The following is a 21,842-nucleotide window of genomic DNA, read 5'->3' as shown; positions in this document are numbered from 1 at the left end:
GGAACCTCCGTGTTTTCGTCAATATGACAATTCCTTAGTGCAAAGTGCTGTAGTAGCAACGTCATTTTTGGTGATACGATATAATTTTACTATTAATCTATGGTAAAAGTCAACAAGTTTAGGGTAGTTTTTTCTACGGTAAAATAGACAAATGCACTTGACTTTTTGGTGATTTTTTATTAAAATAGCTTTACAAACAAGAATTCATCTAAGTTTTTTCATATACCTTCCAAATTGAGGCAGGAACTTTGGTTCCTGCCTCACCCCTTTATATGAGAAATGATAAGGAGAAAACATGGAGCCGATCGGTCTTTATCTGCATATTCCGTTCTGTGACGGCAAATGCAACTACTGCAATTTTTTCAGTAAGTGTGCGAATTCAGAACAACTGAGTCTATTTACCGAACACCTGATCTCTACGATCAGAGATTGGGGTAAGCGGATCGTCAGAGAAGTTGATACCGTCTATTTCGGCGGCGGCACCCCTTCCCTACTTGGTCATAATCGACTGATACAGATATTGAACAGTATATTTGAGTCTTTTCAGGTTTTGGATAATGCCGAGATCACCGTTGAAGTGAATCCGACGTCAAGTGATGACTTGGATTTTTCATTGATGAAAAAGGCGGGATTCAACCGTCTGTCCATCGGTATGCAGAGCGCGAATAATAACGAATTGAAGATACTTGGCAGACGGCATACCGCTATGGACGCTCGCCGTACCGTTGAGCGAGCACAGCAAGCGGGATTTGACAATATTTCTCTTGACGTGATGCTCGCGATCCCTGAACAGACGATGGATAGCTTGGAGCATACACTGCGATTCTGTGCCGAATGTCAGGTTCAGCATATCTCTGCGTATATCCTGAAAGTCGAAGAAGGAACGCCTTTCTACAAAATGAGAGATCAACTCCTGTTTTTCGCGGATGATGAACAGGCGGCTTTCTATGAACAGACGGTGAAAATGCTATCGAAATTAGGATATCCGCAATATGAGATATCTAATTTTGCTCATAACGGATACGAGAGCCGTCATAATCTGCACTATTGGCATGATGAAGAGTATCTCGGGATTGGCCCTTCTGCGCATTCCTTTATTGACGGACAAAGATTTTATTACGACAATGATTTTCAGCATTTTTATGATAATGAGATCTGCGAGGAATCAGCAGGCGGCGACAGCGAGGAATATATCATGCTGGCGCTCAGGCTGACTGAGGGATTGGTGTTTGATCAATATAAAGCGAGATTCGGTAAGGAAGTCAGTCAAAGATTGATCAAAGCCGCTGAAAGATTGGAGCAGCAAGGATTGTGTAATGTCACCGATGATAATGTTTCATTGACGGTCAAAGGCTTTTTGGTTTCTAACGCTGTTATTGCTTATTTATTAGAAAACACTTGACATTATTCCGAAAACAAAGTAAAATAACAGTTGCGCAATTGAATACGGAAGCGTATCGAAGTGGTCATAACGGGCCTGACTCGAAATCAGGTAGTCCTCACGGGCTCGTGGGTTCGAATCCCACCGCTTCCGCCATATGGATCAGAGGTTGTCGATGGGACAACCTCTTTCCTATTTCAGCGGGAAGCGGCGGGATTCGAAGGCGACCGTGCCAAGATGTAAGCGTAAGCGCACATCGCAGGTACAAACAGTCCGGTGGACTGTTTGTAGGGAGAGCGCAGATAGAGCTTTTCAATATTACAACGCTATCATGCGAGATGTACTACAAAAACAATACAAGCATACACCGCTTCCGCCATATGGATCAGAGGTTGTCGATGGGACAACCTCTTTCTATTTCAGCGGGAAGCGGCGGGATTCGAAGGCGACCGTGCCAAGGCACAAGTCTTTTTGATAATATGGAAAATATTATTACTTATTGTCTTGATTATCTATTGCAGTAAAAACTTTACTCCTGTATAATAATGTCAAATAATGTAGAACTTTGTAATAGAATGGAGTGAGGGCGATGAAGCGGTCATTGTGTTTGATAATGGCAATTGTTATCCTGTTGATCGCCGTATTGACTTCATCTGCTTTCACCGTTCAAAGTTCCCGTGTCTATCGGAGCGCAGACAGCAGCGGCGCGTATGTCGTCAGCTTCAACGACTCGCACGTAGATATCACACGCTATACGGCTGACTCAGTCAGCGCAGGACTGAACCTGTCTTATACTGTCAGCGGCGTTTGCGCGTATCACGGAAAGATCGTTGTGTTCTGTAACGATACCGCTCACAACTACCTGATCGTCTATGTGTATTACCATGACACGGATATGCTCGACAGCTTTGCGATATATGATCAGAAGCTGAATAATGATACGGATTTTTGCTGTGACGATAACGCGATCTATATCGAGAATCATCGAAACAACAGTGAATTGATGGCGTTTTCCTACGATGGAAATCTTCTCAGTCGTTACCGATTTAATCAACGGATCATCGGCTTATGCAGCGGTTATGATTCGGGCGTCTATGCTGTCAGCGATAATACGTTGTATACGCTCTCGGGAAATCACTTTACCGCCGTTAACGGATATGAGGTCGAGCCTCCCCTATCCCCTGCCGACTCAGATGTATTTGTATCTGAATACGGGCGCGCTTATGTGATCGACGGTAATCGAATTGCAAGATCGTTTACTGTGGATAGTCGATTCGGAACAGCAGGCGGTTGTGTGATCGGGGAAAGGCTGTATTATCCCAACGGTTCGGTTATCAACGGATATGATATCAGCAGCGGTAATAAGGTCAGCTCATACAGGCTGTCGTTTGAACCTTCGCTGTTGTGGAATAATGCGGGCGATATTATCGCGGTCGGCGATCGAACCTATTCTTCGGTCGAACCTGATGACTTTACCGAATTAAATCGTGTTGATAACAACAATAGCGCAAGTAATCAAAACGCTTCTCCTGCTATTAATCGTTCTGATTCCGACAATTCTGCCATTGATTTGTCAGAGATATCTTCCGACGTTTATCAGGTCGATCAAGGTCGGCTGTATATTTATGATATCCCGCCCGAAACGACGATCAGTCAATTTAAAAGCAATATGAGATATGATGGATGGTCAGTAGCGCTCTATCGTGACGGTTCCGTTAAAACAAGCGGCTCAGTAGGTACAGCGATGACAGCGGTATTCGGCTCGGGCGGTAATGAATTTACCTTTGAACTGTCTGTCAACGGCGATCTGACAGGCGAAGGAAACAGCAACTCACGCGATGTCAATCTGTTGCTGGATTATCTGATCGGCGCGGCGGATTTCAACGGAGTATATACCGTAGCGGCTGATCTGTCGAACGACGGGAGGATTAACGCGGTTGACGTAGCTTTGATGAAAAGAACATTATAGGCATAGAAAAAATACCCCGCTGAATCAGCGGGGTATCGCCATATCTTTGATTATTCCTGAGCGGCAGAGGTAATGATCTGCTGGTCGGGAGTTGCCTCGGCAGCGGCGCTGCCCTCGCGAACGAAGTTGTAGCCCATAAAGGTGAGATTATCTTTGTCGACAATAGCGTAATCAACGGGAACGGCTACATTCTCAGCTACACAGTAGGTGAAGTTGATGGTAGAATCATCGAACGTGTAAGTGCCGTTATACTTGATGCCGTCCTGTACGAATTCAAGGATCATAGAACCATTATTGCCGAAGGTGACTTTATAGATATCGTAACCCATGTACTTGAAGATCCATGTACCGACCAGGTCTTCATTCGCCTCAAAATTTTCGGGAAGATCAGGCATCATGATCTTCTTGGTCGCCTGAGTCAACGTGAAATCATAGCCTTCGCCGTAGGAGCCGTTCAGAGTCTGACCGCCGAAAAGACGGGAGCCGCTGATGGTGTAGGTCGCGGGAGCGTTTGCATAAAAGCTGCCGAAGTTAGTGCCGACAGTGATGGTGTTGCCGTCCGCGCTCTTTGTCTTCTGATAAGTGCTGTTGATCTCGATACTGCCGATATTCGCCTGGAAAGTACCGTCGTTCTTGAATTCATAATAGTAGGTCGCGCCGTCCTGTTCGCTTGACCAGGTAACGCCCTCGGGCTCTTTCAGGAAGAAGCCGACAAAGACAAAGTAGCCAAGCAGTGTAGCGACGATCAGGCACAGAGCGATGATGACAGGAACCTGCAGGAAAGGTTTTTTCTTAGCGGGTTTCGCTTCTTCCTGAGTTGCTTCTGTTTCTGCAACAGGAGCAGGTTCTTCTTTCGCAACAGCTTCCACTGCTTCTGTTTCGATAGTCTCAGCAGTCTCCTGAACTTCTTCGGTCGCTTCAACCGCTTCTGCTTCGGCAGTTTCCTCTGTTTCCGCGATAGCTTCAACGGTTTCGGTGACTTCCTCGGTAGCGGCAGTTTCGATTTCTTCTTCCGTTACCTCGGGATTGATGTTTTCATTTATGTTATTTTCACTCATGATTATAACCTCCCAAATTTCAATCGTTATATATCATACTACAGCATTTTAGATAAATCAAGTATTACGCGGCTTTTTGTACCATTCGACGGAAAGTGCCGGCTTTAAAATATCGTTATTTATTACTGTTTTGTGAAAGGATTATTGTGATAATTCAATAAATATCGGAGATATCGGGATTTTGATGTTGTCAACAGAACGGATTTATGCTATATTAAAAAAGGTTATAGAAACCTAAATTGATTTATGAGGGTGATATGATGGATTATATGAAGATTTATAATGAATGGCTCGAAAAAGCGACCGAAGATCCTCAGCTTGTAGAGGAACTCGCTTCTATCAAGGACGATAACGACGCGATCTACGAGCGCTTTTATACCCCGCTGAAATTCGGTACAGCGGGTCTGCGCGGCGTTCTCGGTGCGGGTACTAACCGTATGAACATCTATGTCGTTCGTCATGCGACTCAGGGTCTTGCTAACTATATCAAAAAGAAATACGGCACGGGCGCTGTCGCGATCTCTCACGACTCCCGTATCAATTCCGATCTCTTTAAGATCGAAGCTGCTCGCGTTTTGGCTGCAAACGGCATCAAAGCATATATTTCCGAAGAACTCGAACCCACTCCCGTACTCAGCTACTTAGTACGTAATCTGGGCTGTGTAGCCGGTATCATGGTAACAGCAAGCCATAACCCCGCGAAGTATAACGGCTATAAGGCATACGGCGAGGACGGTTGCCAGATGACCGACGTTGCGGCAGGTATGGTATTTGACGAGATCCAGGCGCTGGATATCTTCGACGATGTCAAGCTCTGCGATTTTGACGAAGCGCTCAAGAACGGCATGATCGAATATGTCAAGGACGAAGTATACGATAGCTTCCTTGATGAAGTCAAGAAGAATCAGGTCAACGCAGGCGTTTGCAAGGATACCGACCTGAAGGTCGTCTATACCCCTCTTAACGGCGCGGGCAACAAGCTCGTCAGACGCGTACTGGACGATATCGGTATGAAAGACGTTATCGTTGTCAAGGAGCAGGAGAATCCCGACGGCAACTTTACTACCTGCCCCTTCCCCAACCCCGAGCTGAAAGAAGCGCTCGCAAAAGGTCTTGAGTACTGTGAAGCGAACGACGCTGACTTACTGCTGGCTACCGATCCCGACTCTGACCGCGTCAGCATTGCCGCAAAGCGCGCGGACGGCACCTATCGCCTGTACACGGGCAACGAAATCGGCGCTATGCTGACCGAGTATATCCTCAAGTGCCGCAAGGAGCTGGGTACGCTGCCTGAGAATCCGATCGTCGTTAAGACTATCGTTACCACTAAGATCATTGAAGCGATCTGCAAAAAGTACGGCTGTGAGCTGAAGAACTGCCTGACAGGCTTCAAATATATCGGCGAGATTATCTTAGGCCTTGAGCAGAAAGGCGAAGAAGATCGCTTTGTATTTGGCTTTGAAGAGAGCTGCGGTTATCTCTCGGGCTCCTATGTCAGAGATAAGGACGCGGTGCTTGCTTCCATGCTGATCTGTGAGATGGCGGCATATTATAAGAAGCAGGGCAAGTCTTTGGTCGATATCATCGACGGTATCTACAATGAATACGGCTACTATCTGAATACCACGCTCGACTTCTACTTCGAAGGCGCTGAGGGTATGCAGAAGATGTCGAGTATCATGGACGGCTTACGTACCAATGCTCCCGCACAGATCGCAGGCTATCAGGTCGTATCCGTAGCGGATTATGACACGCATGTCGCGACTGACCTGCTGACCGGCGCTACCGAGAAGATCGATCTGCCGAAGTCCAACGTCCTCTCCTACACCACTCAGGGCGGACACTGCGCGATCGTCAGACCCTCCGGCACTGAACCGAAGATCAAGATCTACATCACCGCGATCGGCGCGACTGTTGATGAAGCAAAGGCTATCACCGATAAGATCGCCGAAGATATGAGCGGTTATCTGAAATAATTTTAGTTTATTGAACACCGCGGGACAAATCTGTTCCCGCGGTGTTTTTGTAAAGAACCATATAGAAAAGCCAAGCGATCTAATGAAATACGCTTGGCTTTTATCATTCTTTGTTATTTGAGCTTGCTTCCTGCTGTTCTCGTTCGCGTATCATGCGCAGGAGTGTACTTTGCTTGACCATTCTGCCATTGTGGAAGATGTAATCATCCGTATCCTTTAAGGAGCTTATATCGATATCGGAAAAATCCTCTTCGACTGTTTGAGGATTCATTGCGTTTTTGCGTTCTTCAAGGCTCTTGTCGATGGAATCCGTCAACTCGCGGCTGAGTTCCTCTTTGTCGCGAATGATCGCCGTCATGCCGTCATAGATGAAGAATACATACATAAAGGTACAGGTGGCGGGGATTAGCAGTACCCATAAAGCGGCGATCACAATGATCTTGGCCATACCGGAATTGATGAAGGCGAATGCTGTAAAGCAGATACCGAACACGACCGCTAACGCGAGAGTCGCGAAGATATTGTTTTTGAACTCACCGAAAGACATCAGAAAGCTGTTTTTGTATATGTGCTTCAACGGCAGATCATAGGTAATGGTCATCAAAGGAATGTAGAACGCCGTGTACAGCAAAAGCAGTGAGATCACAATGACGAAGAACAGCAGGACATAGAATAGCCAGCTTGCCGACAGCATCGAAACATACAGCGAGATCGACAGAACGCTGAGCATAGCGGCAACATAGATCAGAACGCCATGCAGCAGAAAACGCAGGAAGTTATCCTTGACGGCGCTCAGAAAGCTCTTGAAAACAGGGACGCCGCTCTCCCCTCTCGCAATATTGCGGCAGACCATGACCACTCCCGCGTAGAAAGGATAGAGCGGAATGATCGACAGCAGTAAGAACGGAACAGCCAGCGTATCCTTGAAGATAAGCGAATCAAGGAAGTAAAACGCCGCGAATACGACCGCCGACGGTACGGCAAATATCAAATTGGTGAGGAGGATACGGTGAAAGTTGGTAAAATACCTTTCAAGCAGTACCTCGAACCTGAATCTTTTTCTTTCGTTGTCCATAGAACCCTCAATTAAAAACTGAATTTATTAGCAAACAATACCCATAATACCATATCCACAACCGCACACCCGCTGACGGACAGCAGGGCGAATATGGTCTTTTTGATAAACATCTTGATGTGAGAACGTATCTCAGGCTCGCGCTCACAGCCGAACATCGACAGCCTGAGAAAACGATAAGACGTCCGAAAACTGTATGCCGCGTAGCGGATCAGCGCAAAGAGGAACAGGACCGTCCCCGGCAATACGACCAGTATGTAGAAGCCGATACCCGACAGCCTGTACTGTGAAAAGACAAACGCGGAAGATAGCCCGACCGTAAAGCCTTTCAATGCAGACAGGATCGGTACCGTCAAAAAGCCCCACACGGAAAAGCCGGACAGGAAAATGCAAAAGATAAAGAGGAAGTATGACACAAAGCAGGAGATAAAAATGCTGAAAACATTCATCTCCATCCGCGCGTCGATATTCGTCACAAACAGCAGATCCAGCTTTTCAAAGGTTTCTTTGCCGAAGCCCCGACCGCTGACAGCGCCGATGATCAGTCCTAAAAGGAACATGACGCCGAATACCGCTTGCAGACCGTATCGGGATAACAGCTTCTTGAAGTCGTATCCGTGCTGACGCAGATCGGGTAACGGTAATGGTTTTTGATTGTTTCTGAACGTAAATACAAAGCCCTTCATAAAATCACCTGAATCATCTTATGCAGGGCTTGTATGGTTTATGTGTACAAGTTATCAGTAAGTACGGAAGGATTTATTTCTCGCGCAGGCGAATTTGATCGGATATTTATAGTTGCCGTAATCCGCCTCATAATCGCCGTAGAGGAACATCTCTGTTTCATCGACGCGACGGTATAACAGACCGTAAACGCACTGATCGCCGGCATGATGATACTGACAGAGCTTGTCGATAAAGCCTTGTTTAGCGATATAGTTGAAGTCGCGCGTACCGTTATTGGAGCAATTACACAGCGCAGAGATCAGTTCGTCGTCGTCAAACAGCGGACCTGTGCCGCAATTGTAGGTATAGCAGACCAGCGCGTCGAATTGCTGCTGATTGAATTTGATCTTCTTATCAAGCAGGAAGGTGTTGACGTCTTTGGAATAGCCGGCGTCATTGACATTCTGAACAAGATAAGCGTAGGCTTCGTCCTTGGTCAGATCATTATAGAACTTCTCTCCTGTGAATACCAGTACGCCGTAGCCGAGCGTGGGATCGTCCGTATAGGTGTCGATATAAACAGACGGTAAGAAGCCCTCAAAGGTCGCTATCAGCTGGATTAGCGCATCGGAAGCGCGGCGCGGAGCGCAGACAGTGGTCTTCATATCGGTGGAATTCGCGACAAAGGCAGTCGTTTCGCCGTCTTTGCAGGAGTACCAGCCTTCTCCGTAATTGAACTGCGAATATGCTTTGACGTTATAGGTACCCGCGCTCGAGAAAGAGGTCGTCCCCTTCCAGACATAGGTCTCGCCGTCTTTGACCTTAGAGGTCGCGTTGACATAGCGGATCTCTGAGCCGACGGTGACAGCGAATCTGACAGCGGTACGCATCGTGTCGGTAATGCAGACAAGGGTAACTTCTTGGTTCTTTGCGGCGCAGTTCGGGGATGAATAAGCGAACCGAACGGGATAAGAAGATTCGACCGTCATAAGACAGGTGGCGGCGCCTGTAGAAGTGGAAACGGTGATGACGGCAGTACCTGCCTTCTCGCCCTTTACCAGTCCGTAGCTGAGTTCGTTATAGACAGAAGCGACCGATGGATCGGAGCTGCTCCATGTCACGCCTGAGGTGGTACTTCTGAGCATGATAGTCATGAAGCGGTCAACTGAGGCGGTTTTATGAGAAAGGTTCACGGAAGAACCGGATTTGACAGTGATCTTACAGGTTGCGGATTTTGTCGAGGTACTCGCCGTGATGGTGACGGTACCTGTCGCAAGCGCGGTAACGATACCGTTACTGTTGACGGTAGCGACAGAAGTATTAGAGCTCTTGAAACTGACAGCGGCGTTGGACTTTGCAACGACATGATAATAGTTGCCTTTATAAACAGTCGCGGTGGTTGCGTTGATTGAAAGAGTCTCGGAAACACTTGTCGGCTGAGGAGCAGTCGTCGGAGTCTGCGTCGGTTTCTGCGTAGGAGCGGGAGCCTGAGTAGGCTTCTGGGTCGGAGCTTGCGTCGGCGGCTGAGTAGGTTCGGGGGGATCGGTCGGCTCGTCAGTCGGCTTTGGCGCAGGGGGCTGAGTGGGCGCGTAGCCCTCACCGACGTAAACGGTACATGTCAATACGCTTTCGGTTACGCGGTCGGAAACAGCGACCGTAGTCATGCCGCTCTTTTTGGCAGTGATGACGCCCGAAGCGGAGACGTCGGCAATCAAGGTATTTGAAGATGTAAAAACGGCTCTCGTATTAATTGTGTGAGAATACGCGTCAAGCAGATTCAGCTGATAGCGTTCATTGATATCAAGATATACGACGGATCTATTCAGATATAGCTCCGTGATATCTGTACGGATATCCGTGTCATGATCGGCAGGAATACTGTCTAAGGAAACGTTGCGGTGGGTGTAGCCGATCTCAGCAAGCTCGTCTTCTATATCATAAGCGACCTCTGCCCCATCGGATTCAGCAGCGGAGACAGCGGGATAGGAAAATACGAAAATCGATAGCATAAGCGCGACGACCAGCGTCAGCGATATGATACCGTCGATATACTTTTTCATATTCGTATCTCCTTTCTTTTACAATTATCTATCATAATGATACTATTATTTGACGATTAATGCAATGTGAGTTACAGTTTTGTATTCTTATTGAATCGATTATGCCATTTTATCAGGTAAATGGTAACAAGTCTTGTAACACAAAAGTCGTAAAGAATGAAGAAAATGTTGCCGATGATCAAAAACAGCCATGGCAGATACACGCCGAACAGCGTAAAGCTCTCTTTCGGGATATTCAGCACCAATGTACCGATAAAGAACGCGGCGATGATACAGACGTTGAACAACGCGAATTTGACGATGTACTGTACGATCTTAGATGGGATACGTTCGATCAGGCTTTTAATGATCGGATAAAAACCCAAGAAGGCGGTATAATACAAAACGGCCTCTTTATCCGTGACCAAAAGGAAGGATAAAACAGCCGTAACAAAATAAACCGCGACAGCATATCCATAGCCGAGGTTGATAACGAGCAATATCAAAAGGATACCCGCGAAGGTAGGAAAGGCGAAGGTGCCGAAGGGTATCACCGAACAGAGAAACATCAAAACAAGACTGAGGGCGGCTACTACGCCGCCCAAAGCAACTTTTACGGAAGTTTTCATATCAGCACCCGCGACAGCAATTGCACAGGCAATTTGCGCACAAGATACCGCTGCAGATATCGCACGCGGAACAGCCCATGTTATCGGAGGTATTGTAGCCGGGATTGTTATAGGTACGGCGGGCGTTCATGCTGTTGAAAGCCGCCTGATACTCCTGATTGCCGGGGTCCATCTGGTAGGCGCGCTGGAAGTAGTTATACGCTTGATCGTTCCAACCTTTTCTGGAAAAGACCATACCCATGAGGAAATACCACTCCGCGTTGCGGCTGCCCTCGGGTACGCCGTTGAGCAGCTCCATCGCGTCGTCGAGTCTGCCGTTCATGATATACTGGCGCACGTCGGGATAAGAGGTGCGGTTATAAGAGGACGACGAGCCGTAAGAGCCTGTAGAAGAAGAACTGCGCGAACCGTTGCGACGCATATCACAGATCCTGTCATACGCCTCGTTGATCTCTTTCATCTTCTCCTCCGCCAAATCCGCTAACGGACTGTCGGTGTAGTTGTCAGGATGATATTTTTTCGCCAGATTGCGGTAGGCGGTTTTGATTTCTTCATCTGTCGCGTTCTCGGATACGCCGAGCACTTCGTAGGGATTCTTCATTTAAGCCTCCGTGATGTCTGTTTGAAAGCCTGATAAAATCTTATTTTGTATATTGACGCAGGACACACACAGTACGTTATTGATGATACTGTCGTATCTGCCTTTTTCGTATAGTCCGTAGGAAAGCAATGCTTCGGATAAGGCATGATTAAGATTTCCTCGGATATTCTCAACGGAATCGTCGGTGTTCGGTAACAGGAAAGGATTGAAATTATGGTGTTTTTTATCCTTTTCGTAATCATCGGCGGCATCAATCAGATAGATCCACCGCCCCATATAATAGCCTAATGTCTGAAAGACGCGCTTTGTTGTATTTTGATCGAGATTATCTCTCAGAGGAATTTCTTCCGTCAGCAAAGCGCACATCTCGCCCAGCATATCGGCGGTTGGCTGAGCCGCTCTGTCGAGGACGCAGTCGGGATTGTTCTCTGCTTTGAGCTGTTCTTCCATCATTTTTGAAACGGAAATATCGATTTCAGGATATTTCTTTGCGGCTTTCTTACGCCAGCTTGCGAAGAATGGCTGGACTAATCGGTATATGATTCGCTTGTACCATGGCGAGTCGAGCAGGTTATCCTTCAGCTTATAATAAGCTGAGATAACGGAAAGAGCCGCCGCAAGAGAAAACGCCTTGGTTTTAGTATCCGCATAATGGCATTTTTTGAAGGGGTTAAAGCGGCATCTGCCCTCTTTGAAGCAGGGAGGTTCTTGACAGAGATCCAGTCCGAGCATGGCGTAAAAGGTGCAGTCGTAGCTGAGGATAAAGCGCGCAAAGACAGAATATTCCTTACCAAGCTGTTTGCACAGGGTACAGTATATTCCCTTGTAGGCTTCATATTCTTTACCCAGCAGATTAGCGCTGTCGACCTTGATATATCCAAACAAGTCCATATCCCCCATATTAATTATCATTATTCTATCATATTCCGATACTTGATACATTAACAAAATATGAATTTTAGCGCATTATATGTTGTATTTCCGGCATGGAGGCGATATAATGAATCTGTATTATTACAAAGGAACAAGGATATGAACGTATTTGATTTTGATAAAACCATCTATTACAATGATTCGACCCGAGATTTTGTGCTCTGGTGTTTTCGTCATTACCCGAAAACGCTTTTATATCTGCCGTTGATCGGCTACGCCACCGTGCGGTATTATGCCTTTCATATTGGTACGAAAACCGAATTCAAGGAAAAGATGTATCGGTTTCTGAAAGCGATCAAGGGTAAAGAGGACGTCGAGCGCTTCTGGAAAGAGAAAATATCGGGGATCAAACCATTTTACAAAAAGATACATAAAGATGATGACGTCATCATCTCCGCTTCTCCCGAATTCCTTTTAAAACCACTTGAAAAGAAGCTGAACATCACCGTGATCGCTTCAAAGGTCGATATCAATACAGGCAAGTATGACGGTCTGAATTGTTATCATGCCGAAAAGGTGAAGCGGTTCAGGGAGCTTTATCCCGACGGTAAGATCGAGAGCTTTTACTCTGACAGCTATTCCGACGAACCGCTCGCGCTGCTTGCCGACAAAGCCTATATCGTCGACGGCGATACGCTGATCGACTGGGATTACACTCACCACAAAAAGAATCTGCGCACATAATACGAATTTCAAATAAACTTCCCCGATGCAAGCGCTAAAGCGTCCACCGGATACCTTACCTTTTTAATCGGTTGAGATTGCCACATCCCCTAATGGGGCTTCGCAATGACTATTGAATATAATCAGCCCTCTTGCCGTAAAGCAGGAGGGCTTCTCTTAGGGTTTGATCATTCTTCGGTTTCGCATCCACAACCGCAGCCGCTGTCGCCGCCGTTCTGGTCGGTGACATTTGGCGGGAAGAATTCGTCCGTCGGGAAGTCAAGGCGCGAGAACATCTCACACGGGCTGTCGGTAGAGTTTTCGCAGCGCTTTTCGGGAATACAGAAGTCGTAGGACGGAATGAGCATCTGTACGTTTCTCATGAGTTGAACGATCGAGAATACACCGAGGGTCGCCAGAACGATCTTTTCGCCGTCCTCGCTGATGTTCCCGCCGATATAATCGAGAATACTTTCGGGAATGTTGTAATTCAAAACGTTGGTATCAAGATACTGCTGTTTGTCTTTGACGGATACCGCGAGTGCGATGGGCTTTGCGACCTGCACGTTTGCTGTAGGCAGGCTGCGCATGGACAGGTTCTGTACGTCGTACCCGTCCGCTGTCATATCCGACGAGAATACGCGGACATTGCCTTCCGAACCGTAAAGAATGACCTTCTTATCCGAGATACACAGACCGTTCACCTGCTGCGGCGCGGTATTGGTTGACGGATAGATGTCAAGCGTCACGCCGAAATAGAAGATGATATCGATGGAATAGAAGCCGCGGTTAAACGGTACAGGCTCGATATCGAGCACTACGTCCAACGCGTCCGCACTGCGGATACGGATATTGGCGGCGGCGTCGATCAGCTCCTGTGACGCTTCGCTGACGTAGACAGGCAGGTCGGACAGACAATCTTTGTCGCCGCAGCTGTCATAGACGCGGCGCGCGTCAATGCATACGGGCTCGCCCTGAGGACGGTTTTGAGCCGTTTCAACTACATTATCAGGCATAAGTAAAACCTCCGATTTATGATTTGATGGAATTCATCATTACATAATACGGAGGTTTTCATCATTTGTGATTAAAAGTGCCGTTACATGATACGAAAAGTACTCAGATCAACTCAGTATCTCCATTTTGGCAAAGTTCGCCATCAGCGTTTTGGTGCCGACCTTATCAAAGGCGATCTCCAGCATGGTATCATTGCCCATCGGAGTCGCGTTCAATACCAAGCCCTTGCCGAACGCCTTGTGAAATACGGTGTTGCCTACCTTATAATGGTTCGCAGTAGGCGCGGTCACGGGCTTTTTCTTCATAAAGGGGTTGAACTGCATTTGCTGTTGAGGGTGTGAGCCCGTCACACGATTCGCGTATGGATTCTCGTTCCCTGTTCTGTCGATGAGTGCGGACGGTATCTCGGTAACGAATCTGGACTCACGGTTATGCGTTGTCGAACCGAAGAGCATTCTCTCTCTGGTCTTGATCAGATAGAGCTTCTCTTTCGCGCGGGTGATACCGACGTACGCAAGGCGGCGTTCTTCGTTGAGCTCGCCCGGCTCCATGATCGTCGCCATCGACGGGAACACACCGTCCTCCATACCGGGAATGAAAACGACAGGGAATTCAAGACCCTTCGCGGAATGGAGCGTCATCATCACGACGCTGTCGGTCTCGGCGTCATAATTATCAATATCCGTCATCAGGGAGATCTCCTCAAGGAACGCGCCTAAGGTCGCGTCGTCGCCGTAATCCTCCTGGAATTTGATAATATTTGAGGACAGTTCGTCGATATTCTCAATGCGCTGTTCGTAATCGTCTTTTTCGGCGATCAGATAATTCTTGTAATCGGTATGCTCTAAAATCAGGTTGTATAATTCTGCAATAGAATAATCACCTGACTCAGCGGCTTCGACAAAGCCCTCGATCAGCTTAGCAAAGCTCTCGAGCTTGACGGCGGCACGGGACAAAGTAGGATAATCCGTCGCGTGTCTGATGACGGAATAAACGCTCTCGCCGATACCCGCGGCGATCTCGGCAACCTTGGTCATCGTCGCTTCTCCGATCGCTCGCTTGGGCTTATTGATGATACGGCGCAGACGGATATCGTCGTGCGGATTGTTGACGACCTGTAAGTATGAGGTCATGTCCTTGATCTCCTCGCGGTCATAGAAGCGATGGCCGCCGATCACACGGTGCGGGATACCCGAACGGGACAACGCCTGTTCAACGGCGTTCGACTGCGCGTTCATGCGGTACAGGATCGCGTAATCGGAGAAGCTGCGACCTTTCGACACGCCGTCGAGGATCGTGCGCGCGATAAAGAGCGCCTCTTCCCTCTCGCTTGACGCGGTATGTACGGTGATGAGGTCGCCCTTGGGATTTTCCGTCCACAAGGTCTTGCCTTTTCTCTCCTCGTTGTTTTTGATAACGTTATTCGCCGCGTCAAGGATCGTGCCTGTACTGCGATAGTTTTGCTCCAGACGGATCACGACAGCGCCCTTGAATTCATTTTCAAAGCTGAGGATATTCTCGATCGTCGCGCCGCGGAAGCGGTAGATACTCTGGTCATCGTCGCCGACGACACAAAGATTGTTTCTCGCCTGAGAAAGCAGGCTGATCAGACGGTACTGGCTTTTATTGGTATCCTGATACTCGTCGACCATGATGTATTTGAATCGGCGCTGGTAGTATTCCAGTACATCTTGATTCTGTTCAAACAGCTTGATCGTATAGCAGATCAGATCGTCAAAATCCATCGCGTCGGAGGTCAGCAAACGCTGTTGATAAAGCTCATACGCTTGAGCGATATACTTCAGTCGGCTGTCGTAGGACGCGGCGGTCTTGACGTCCTTCGGCTCTTTCATCTTATCCTTGTATTTTGAGATTTCGTTCAAGACCCTTTTATGTGACAAAACCTTTTCGTCGATATTGAGCTGTTTAAAGATCTCTTTCATCAATCGGCGAGAGTCATCGGTATCATAGATCGTAAAATGGCTCGTAAAGCCCAATCTGTCGCCGTATCTGCGCAGAATTCTGGCACAGGTGGAATGGAAAGTAGCCGCCCATACCTCGTCTGCTCCTTCCCCGCCGACCGCTTCGATACGCTCTTTTAACTCGCCCGCGGCTTTGTTGGTAAAGGTGATAGCTAAGATCTGCCAAGGCTGAGCCAATCCCGCACGGATGATATACGCGATGCGGTTGACGAGCACGGTGGTCTTGCCCGAACCCGCTCCCGCTAAGATCAGTACGGGACCCTCTGTCTGGAAGATCGCCTGCTGCTGCATATTGTTAAGCGTTGAAAATTGTGCTTTGATTTCAACTAAATTCGTCATAATATCCCTCTAAATTCAAATTCGTCAACCATTGTAACATATCAAATCGTTTCTATAATTCTCATTGAAAATGATAAAATTTCAATGTTGTAACAATAGTGAGCATGAAATGAATCGAAGTTCAATTAAAAGAAAAGCAGTCGAGAATTTCATCCCGACTGCTTTCCTGTATTCAGCGTGATCATATCACAAAATCATCGTCTTCAAAATTTTTAGGCAGGCTTTGCGTCTTATTCGATGTTGAACATCTGGTTGAATCCCGTAAGTAAAAATATGTCCCGTACAGACTGAGTGAGATTGCGGACGACCATCTCTCCCTTGTCCTCCATAGCCTGCGCCGAGCCGAGCAGGACGCGCAGTCCCGCACTGGAGATGTAATCCACCTTTCCAAAATCAAAAATCAGCTTCTTTGCGTCACCGACTACTTCAGTCACCTTGCTCTGAAGCTCGGGAGAAGTGTTGGTGTCAATTCTGCCTTCAAGCATAAAGGTGTATTCTGCTCCGTCTTTTAACGTTTCTATCTTCAGATAGTTGTTACCACCCGCATTTGAAGCGGTATTCTTCTTTTTTCCAAAAAGTCCCATGTTAGTATCCTCCTGATTGTAATTTACTGAGTTTTATTGATTTACCTCGTGATCCCGAAGCTCTTTTTGAGCCTCGGAATCACTTTTGCCGAACAACTTCGGAATCTATAGCTGTTTATTCAGCGGCTTCTTCCTCTTTTCTCTTTTTCAATTTGGGGAGCATCACAAGCGAAGTGCCGAGGATGCCGAATCCGATTTCGGCACATACTGTCAGCACCGGAGATTAGTACAGATACATTTTGAGTAAACCTCCTTAAGATAATCGAATGATTTATTAAATTGAATTCTGTTTTGATGAATTCAAAGAGATCCTTTTTCAAGGCTGTCGGCTGCGGTTAGGATTATCTATCTACGAGATTTCCCCGAAAGCAGAGAAAGATACTTGGAATGACCGTGACGACCACTTGACCTAATATGGAATAATCATACAAAAATCCATGATTAATTCTACCTAATTATAATGATTTTTTCAAGAGTGGGGTTCCAGAATGGAACTCTAAGATAAAAAATTTTTTCTTTAACGTCTTGTGTTTACATCATTTATCAGTTAAAATCATAATCGGAATGATCGGATTTTTGAAATTTGATACTAATCCTTGATAAAAAGATTTAATCAGATATTAGTGATATATTTCGGATAGCGCAATAGATGATAAAGATTTTTATTAAGGATTAGTATGAATATGTAATTTCTGCATCTGACCTATAGTCAAATAATTATTACAACAGGAGGATATAAACATGGGTCTTTTTAACAAAAAGAATAAGGATACTACATCGAGTTCGGACGGCAACAGCTATCTGAAGATCTCGATGACAAAAGACGGGTCCGAATACACCTTCCTGCTGGAAGGCAGACTTGACACGATCACTTCTCCCGATCTTGAAAGCAAGATCAATGAAGTTGTCGGTGGCGCAACGAAGCTGACCATGGATCTTGCTAAGCTTGAATACATCTCCAGCGCGGGATTGCGTGTTCTGCTCGGCGCTCTGCAGGATATGGAAGACAAAGGAGAGATGGTCGTTTGCAATCTCACTGAGCCTGTTCACGTGGTTTTTGAGCTGACCGGATTCGGTCGCTTGTTCAACATCGAGTAATAACTACATGGTCTTACACCGCTTGATGATAACGGTGAGGCACCAATATGACGGAGAGAACATATGATTAAGAAATTGAAAGATATCCGATTATACGGACTGATTTTTACTATCGCGTCCGCCTTATTTATCATAGGATTCAGCGCTCCCTTTTTTTCCGAAGCGAGATTGCTGCCGTATCTGTATAATTCCGGCGTAGATTCATTGGGAGCGTTAATATGCGCGGCGCTGTATTTTGGATGTATGGCGCAGAAAGGTGAAGGGATAAGAGCCTTCAGAATACTGATCCTTTTGGTAAGCGCCTGCTTTGTCGCCAATGAAATAATCTGCTATACGGTACTGGTGCCGGATAGCCGTACGCTCTGTTTCATTTTCTGCCTTTTGAGCAAGCTGATCGATCTTGCAATGATCTTCCTCTTCTACCTGTATGTAAGAGAAACGCTCGGCTTTGAGGGAAAGCTCGCCCGTTTCGCAGAAAAGCTTATCCCTATCCTGTTGGTCGTTCAAACGATTGTTTTGCTCGCAAATATTTTTACACCGGTTACCTTCACAATCACCGCTGAAGGGATGTATGAGGAAACGGCAATCAATTTGATCGAGGAAGTTTTCCTTGCAGTGACATCTGTTCTTACGGCCATAATGATACTTAAGTCCCATAACCCGGTCAGCCAGAAAGCGGCTGCTTTGACTTTTATCATTTTGCCGCTCATCGAATTTATCCTGATCGGCGGCAGCTTCGGCGAAGCCAGCCAGTACGGGATCGTTTTGATGTCGCTGATCATCATGTACTGTGTGATCTTCAACGCCAAGAGCAGGAAGCTGGCGTCTACGGAGACCGAGCTCAATATGGCGACCGAGATCCAGACCGGTATGCTCCCTTCCATCTTCCCGGCTTTTCCCGAACGGCCGGAGTTTGATATCCATGCTTCCATGGATCCGGCTAAGGAGGTCGGCGGAGACTTCTATGACTTCTTCATGATCGATGACGATCACCTCGGAATGGTGATCGCGGACGTATCCGGAAAAGGTGTTCCGGCGGCGCTGTTTATGATGTCCTCAAAGATCCTTATCAACGACCACGCTCTTATGGGCGGCTCTCCGGCAGAGATACTCGAAAGAGTCAACAAGCAGGTCTGCGCCAACAACGATGCGCATATGTTCGTGACGGTATGGCTGGGTATCCTCGAAATCAGTACAGGCAAGCTCACTACCGCGAGCGCCGGTCATGAGTATCCTATCATCAACACGACCGGAAAATATGTAATGCTGAAGGACAAGCATGGTCTGGCGATCGGCGCATTTGAAATGTCCAAGTATAAGAACACCGAGATCCAACTCAAGAAGGGCGACAGCATTTTTGTTTACACCGACGGCGTTGCCGAAGCCACTGACGCGAACAATCAGCTCTTCGGTACAGACCGCACCGTTGAAGCGCTCAACGCGATTCCTAAGGGCGCTTCACAAAAAGAGATTCTGGCGGGAGTACGCGCCGCTGTCGACGCTTTTGTGAAAGAAGCTCCTCAGTTTGACGATTTGACGATGGTCGGATTGAAATACAACGGTTCTCCGGATGACGCCACTGCGGAGGAAGATCCATGAAAGAGCTTGTCATCGCGGCTGACAGGAATAATCTGCTGAAGGTACAGTCGTTCATCGATGAACAGTTGGAAGATGCAGGCTGTCCGATGCTGACGCAAATTGCGATCGACGTTGCGGTTGAGGAGCTTTTTGTCAACATCGCCAGCTATGCCTACGATCAGAAAATCGGGGTCGCCGTGGTGCAGGTTGAAATGCTGGATGATCCGCTCTCGGTTGAGATCACCTTTATCGACAACGGCAAGCAGTACGATCCTCTCGCAAAGCCCGATCCCGACATCACGCTTGGTGTCAAAGAGCGCAAAAAAGGCGGGCTGGGCATCTATATGGTCAAGAACAGCATGGACGATATGCGCTATGAATACAAGGAAGGAAAGAATATCCTTACCATAAAAAAGAATTTGAATTAAGCCGATAGAGTAGTATGGATGATTACTTTATCGGTCACTGAAAAGGAAACAACATGAATGTATATGATTTTGATAAAACGATATTCCCTACGGACTGTTCGATCGACTTTTTTATCTGGTGTATGAAACGGCATCCTAAGCTGTGTTTCACCTTTGCTCCGAAAGTGGTAATAAACCTGATCAAGCGAAAATTGGGAATAATGCCGGAGTATCTGATGCAGCGTGAGTTTTTTTGCTATTTGACGCTGATCGATGATTTTGATGAACAGATCGAGCGTTATTGGGACAAAAACGAGAAAAAGATCACCCCTTGGTATCTGGCTCAAAAAAAGCCCGACGATCTGATCATCAGCGCGTCGCCCGACTGCATCATCGGACCTATTGCTAAAAGGCTCGGCGTGAACTTCATGGCGACGGAATTCAACCGTAAGTACGGAGTGTTTTTGCATAACCTGATGTACGCGCAGGAAAAGGCACAGTACATGATCGACCACGGCTTTCCGAAAATCGATCATTTTTATTCCGACTCTCTTTCGGACACACCGATTGCTTTGTGCGCCGAAAAAGCGTATCTGGTAAAAGATAAAGCCCGTACCATCGTTGACTGGCCTGATTTGGACGAGGAAACCCTTAGTAAGGTTTATGAGAAAGTCGACACGGGATGGAGCGTCCATATCGACGAATAAGAGGATGAGTCAATGTATATCATCATTTATGACTTCGGAACAAGCAGCGTTAAAACCTGCCTGTTTCAAATCGATTCACAAATCCATCTTGTAGCGGGCGCTTCTGCCGAGTACGGCCTTTACGTTTCCGATAACGGAGGCGCGGAACAGGATGTGGAAGAATGGTGGAACGCGATTTGTTCAACTACGCGTAATGTGTTAAAGAAATCAGATGTTAAACCCAATGAAATAGAAGGAATGGCGTTCTGTTCTCAGATGCAGGGAGCGGTTTTTGTTGACGAAAACGGAAACGCCCTCAGACGCCCGATGAACTATCTCGATCAGAAGGGCTTTAAAGAATACAAGGAATGTATGGGCAGCGGCATCATCAAGGTTTCAGGCTGCAGCCTTTATAAGCTTGTGCGGAATCTGCTTGTCAATTACGCGGGCTCAACCAGCGCAAAGGATCCGGTATGGAAGTACAAGTGGGTGGAAAACAACGAACCGGAGACTTTCAAAAAGATCTATAAATGGTTGGATATCGGTGACTACCTCGTTTCTCGCTGCACCGGCAGGATCGTCAGGACTGCCGATACCGCCTTTGCGACCTTCCTTTATGATACACGTAAGGGGAAGGAAGGATGGAACAAAGGTCTTTTGAAGATGTACAAAGTGAATCCCGATCATATGCCTCAGATCATCGACTGCACGGATTTAGTCGGAGGGCTTACAGAGAAAGCGGCTCGGGAGCTCGGGCTCGTAGAAGGAATCCCTGTCTTCGGTGGCGGCGGCGACACCACCTTTGTCAATATCGGCGCCGGATGCACAAAACCGGGAGACACGCACATTTATGTCGGAACATCGGGATGGGTATCGACCTTTATGGATCATCAAACCGTCGATATCAATGCTATGATAACAGGCGTTCTGTCCGCCAAGCACGGTTACTTCAATTATTACGCGGAATTGGAAACAGCCGGAAAATGCTTTGAATGGGTCATGGAACATCTTGCGTTGGATGAAATCGGCGTTTATCTGAGCAACACCACTGTGACAGATGATATCGAAAGCAAGTATACAAGCCTCTATGATTATCTTTCCGTAGAGATCAGCAAGATACCTCCCGGAGCAAACGGCGTGATCTCTGTCTCTTATACACAT

Annotated in this window: 19 protein-coding genes and 1 tRNA gene; 10 read left to right on the top strand and 10 right to left on the bottom strand. The window is 47.0% G+C overall.

Annotated features, from left to right (window positions below; all coding sequences use genetic code 11):
- The first annotated feature begins 295 nt into the window (after positions 1 to 295).
- From hemW to KQI83_RS00150, 3 genes are all read left to right on the top strand, one after another.
- The gene (gene hemW / locus KQI83_RS00160) at positions 296 to 1,402 is read left to right on the top strand and encodes a radical SAM family heme chaperone HemW (protein WP_216553847.1); all 1,107 of its coding nucleotides are present in this window, start codon (positions 296 to 298) and stop codon (positions 1,400 to 1,402) included.
- Between the two features lie 46 nt (positions 1,403 to 1,448).
- A tRNA-Ser gene (locus KQI83_RS00155) sits at positions 1,449 to 1,537 on the top strand.
- Between the two features lie 433 nt (positions 1,538 to 1,970).
- Positions 1,971 to 3,350: a dockerin type I repeat-containing protein gene (locus tag KQI83_RS00150; protein WP_216553846.1), complete on the top strand. Its 1,380-nt coding sequence runs from the start codon at positions 1,971 to 1,973 to the stop codon at positions 3,348 to 3,350.
- A gap of 50 nt (positions 3,351 to 3,400) precedes the next feature.
- Here KQI83_RS00150 and KQI83_RS00145 read toward each other — a convergent pair whose 3' ends face one another.
- On the bottom strand, positions 3,401 to 4,408 hold the full coding sequence (locus KQI83_RS00145) for a hypothetical protein (protein WP_216553845.1): 1,008 nt from the start codon (positions 4,406 to 4,408) through the stop codon (positions 3,401 to 3,403).
- A 257-nt stretch (positions 4,409 to 4,665) separates the two neighbouring features.
- On the opposite strand from KQI83_RS00145, the gene KQI83_RS00140 reads away from it, so the two are divergent.
- Positions 4,666 to 6,384, top strand: a complete 1,719-nt coding sequence (locus KQI83_RS00140) for a phospho-sugar mutase (RefSeq protein WP_216553844.1) — start codon at positions 4,666 to 4,668, stop codon at positions 6,382 to 6,384.
- A 103-nt stretch (positions 6,385 to 6,487) separates the two neighbouring features.
- On the opposite strand, the gene KQI83_RS00135 is transcribed toward KQI83_RS00140, so the two are convergent.
- The 6 genes from KQI83_RS00135 to KQI83_RS00110 form a co-directional block, all read right to left on the bottom strand.
- The gene (locus KQI83_RS00135; RefSeq protein WP_216553843.1) at positions 6,488 to 7,459 is read right to left on the bottom strand and encodes a DUF624 domain-containing protein; all 972 of its coding nucleotides are present in this window, start codon (positions 7,457 to 7,459) and stop codon (positions 6,488 to 6,490) included.
- Between the two features lie 11 nt (positions 7,460 to 7,470).
- On the bottom strand, positions 7,471 to 8,145 hold the full coding sequence (locus tag KQI83_RS00130) for a stage II sporulation protein M (RefSeq protein ID WP_216553842.1): 675 nt from the start codon (positions 8,143 to 8,145) through the stop codon (positions 7,471 to 7,473).
- A 54-nt stretch (positions 8,146 to 8,199) separates the two neighbouring features.
- On the bottom strand, positions 8,200 to 10,185 hold the full coding sequence (locus tag KQI83_RS00125) for an Ig-like domain-containing protein (protein WP_216553841.1): 1,986 nt from the start codon (positions 10,183 to 10,185) through the stop codon (positions 8,200 to 8,202).
- A 71-nt stretch (positions 10,186 to 10,256) separates the two neighbouring features.
- Positions 10,257 to 10,793, bottom strand: a complete 537-nt coding sequence (locus KQI83_RS00120) for a hypothetical protein (protein ID WP_216553840.1) — start codon at positions 10,791 to 10,793, stop codon at positions 10,257 to 10,259.
- Position 10,794: 1 nt separating this feature from the next.
- On the bottom strand, positions 10,795 to 11,394 hold the full coding sequence (locus KQI83_RS00115; RefSeq protein ID WP_216553839.1) for a J domain-containing protein: 600 nt from the start codon (positions 11,392 to 11,394) through the stop codon (positions 10,795 to 10,797).
- On the bottom strand, positions 11,395 to 12,279 hold the full coding sequence (locus KQI83_RS00110; RefSeq protein WP_216553838.1) for a DUF5685 family protein: 885 nt from the start codon (positions 12,277 to 12,279) through the stop codon (positions 11,395 to 11,397).
- A 147-nt stretch (positions 12,280 to 12,426) separates the two neighbouring features.
- Here KQI83_RS00110 and KQI83_RS00105 point away from each other — a divergent pair, with 147 nt between their 5' ends.
- A complete protein-coding gene (locus KQI83_RS00105; protein WP_216553837.1) occupies positions 12,427 to 13,011 on the top strand; it encodes an HAD-IB family phosphatase in 585 nt (194 codons plus the stop codon).
- Positions 13,012 to 13,178: 167 nt separating this feature from the next.
- On the opposite strand, the gene KQI83_RS00100 is transcribed toward KQI83_RS00105, so the two are convergent.
- The 3 genes from KQI83_RS00100 to KQI83_RS00090 all read right to left on the bottom strand — a co-directional run bounded on the left by KQI83_RS00100 (position 13,179) and on the right by KQI83_RS00090 (position 16,912).
- Positions 13,179 to 14,006, bottom strand: coding sequence for a hypothetical protein (locus tag KQI83_RS00100; RefSeq protein WP_216553836.1), 828 nt, complete (start codon positions 14,004 to 14,006; stop codon positions 13,179 to 13,181).
- 108 nt (positions 14,007 to 14,114) lie between these two features.
- Positions 14,115 to 16,328, bottom strand: coding sequence for an ATP-dependent helicase (locus tag KQI83_RS00095; RefSeq protein ID WP_216553835.1), 2,214 nt, complete (start codon positions 16,326 to 16,328; stop codon positions 14,115 to 14,117).
- A 230-nt stretch (positions 16,329 to 16,558) separates the two neighbouring features.
- Entirely contained in the window at positions 16,559 to 16,912 is a 354-nt protein-coding gene (locus KQI83_RS00090) for an STAS domain-containing protein (protein ID WP_216553834.1), read from the bottom strand.
- Positions 16,913 to 17,653: 741 nt separating this feature from the next.
- Here KQI83_RS00090 and KQI83_RS00085 point away from each other — a divergent pair.
- The 5 genes from KQI83_RS00085 to KQI83_RS00065 form a co-directional block, all read left to right on the top strand.
- The gene (locus KQI83_RS00085) at positions 17,654 to 18,010 is read left to right on the top strand and encodes an STAS domain-containing protein (protein ID WP_253295439.1); all 357 of its coding nucleotides are present in this window, start codon (positions 17,654 to 17,656) and stop codon (positions 18,008 to 18,010) included.
- A 63-nt stretch (positions 18,011 to 18,073) separates the two neighbouring features.
- Positions 18,074 to 19,609, top strand: a complete 1,536-nt coding sequence (locus KQI83_RS00080; protein ID WP_216553833.1) for a PP2C family protein-serine/threonine phosphatase — start codon at positions 18,074 to 18,076, stop codon at positions 19,607 to 19,609.
- Positions 19,606 to 20,016 carry an ATP-binding protein gene (locus KQI83_RS00075; RefSeq protein ID WP_216553832.1) on the top strand — a complete coding sequence of 137 codons (411 nt, stop codon included), beginning with the start codon at positions 19,606 to 19,608 and terminating at the stop codon, positions 20,014 to 20,016. Before KQI83_RS00080 ends, KQI83_RS00075 begins: the two co-directional genes overlap by 4 nt.
- Positions 20,017 to 20,069: 53 nt before the next feature.
- Positions 20,070 to 20,702, top strand: coding sequence for a haloacid dehalogenase-like hydrolase (locus tag KQI83_RS00070; RefSeq protein WP_216553831.1), 633 nt, complete (start codon positions 20,070 to 20,072; stop codon positions 20,700 to 20,702).
- Between the two features lie 12 nt (positions 20,703 to 20,714).
- Positions 20,715 to 21,842, top strand: a 1,128-nt coding sequence (locus tag KQI83_RS00065; protein WP_216553830.1) for a xylulokinase, incomplete at its 3' end; no start/stop codon positions are given.

This window comes from Roseburia sp. MSJ-14 (assembly GCF_018918225.1).
Classification (GTDB): domain Bacteria; phylum Bacillota; class Clostridia; order Lachnospirales; family Lachnospiraceae; genus Petralouisia.
This window is presented reverse-complemented; position numbering and strand designations above follow the sequence as displayed.

Excerpts from the sequence above, each read along its gene's own strand:
- KQI83_RS00120 (WP_216553840.1), bottom strand. The coding sequence starts at position 10,793 with ATGAAAACTTCCGTAAAAGTTGCTTTGGGCGGCGTAGTAGCCGCCCTC.
- KQI83_RS00070 (WP_216553831.1), top strand. The coding sequence starts at position 20,070 with ATGAATGTATATGATTTTGATAAAACGATATTCCCTACGGACTGTTCG.
- KQI83_RS00135 (WP_216553843.1), bottom strand. The coding sequence starts at position 7,459 with ATGGACAACGAAAGAAAAAGATTCAGGTTCGAGGTACTGCTTGAAAGG.
- KQI83_RS00095 (WP_216553835.1), bottom strand. The coding sequence starts at position 16,328 with ATGACGAATTTAGTTGAAATCAAAGCACAATTTTCAACGCTTAACAAT.
- KQI83_RS00100 (WP_216553836.1), bottom strand. The coding sequence starts at position 14,006 with ATGCCTGATAATGTAGTTGAAACGGCTCAAAACCGTCCTCAGGGCGAG.
- KQI83_RS00105 (WP_216553837.1), top strand. The coding sequence starts at position 12,427 with ATGAACGTATTTGATTTTGATAAAACCATCTATTACAATGATTCGACC.
- KQI83_RS00080 (WP_216553833.1), top strand. The coding sequence starts at position 18,074 with ATGATTAAGAAATTGAAAGATATCCGATTATACGGACTGATTTTTACT.
- KQI83_RS00075 (WP_216553832.1), top strand. The coding sequence starts at position 19,606 with ATGAAAGAGCTTGTCATCGCGGCTGACAGGAATAATCTGCTGAAGGTA.
- KQI83_RS00150 (WP_216553846.1), top strand. The coding sequence starts at position 1,971 with ATGAAGCGGTCATTGTGTTTGATAATGGCAATTGTTATCCTGTTGATC.
- hemW (WP_216553847.1), top strand. The coding sequence starts at position 296 with ATGGAGCCGATCGGTCTTTATCTGCATATTCCGTTCTGTGACGGCAAA.
- KQI83_RS00140 (WP_216553844.1), top strand. The coding sequence starts at position 4,666 with ATGATGGATTATATGAAGATTTATAATGAATGGCTCGAAAAAGCGACC.
- KQI83_RS00130 (WP_216553842.1), bottom strand. The coding sequence starts at position 8,145 with ATGAAGGGCTTTGTATTTACGTTCAGAAACAATCAAAAACCATTACCG.
- KQI83_RS00085 (WP_253295439.1), top strand. The coding sequence starts at position 17,654 with ATGGGTCTTTTTAACAAAAAGAATAAGGATACTACATCGAGTTCGGAC.
- KQI83_RS00145 (WP_216553845.1), bottom strand. The coding sequence starts at position 4,408 with ATGAGTGAAAATAACATAAATGAAAACATCAATCCCGAGGTAACGGAA.
- KQI83_RS00115 (WP_216553839.1), bottom strand. The coding sequence starts at position 11,394 with ATGAAGAATCCCTACGAAGTGCTCGGCGTATCCGAGAACGCGACAGAT.
- KQI83_RS00125 (WP_216553841.1), bottom strand. The coding sequence starts at position 10,185 with ATGAAAAAGTATATCGACGGTATCATATCGCTGACGCTGGTCGTCGCG.
- KQI83_RS00090 (WP_216553834.1), bottom strand. The coding sequence starts at position 16,912 with ATGGGACTTTTTGGAAAAAAGAAGAATACCGCTTCAAATGCGGGTGGT.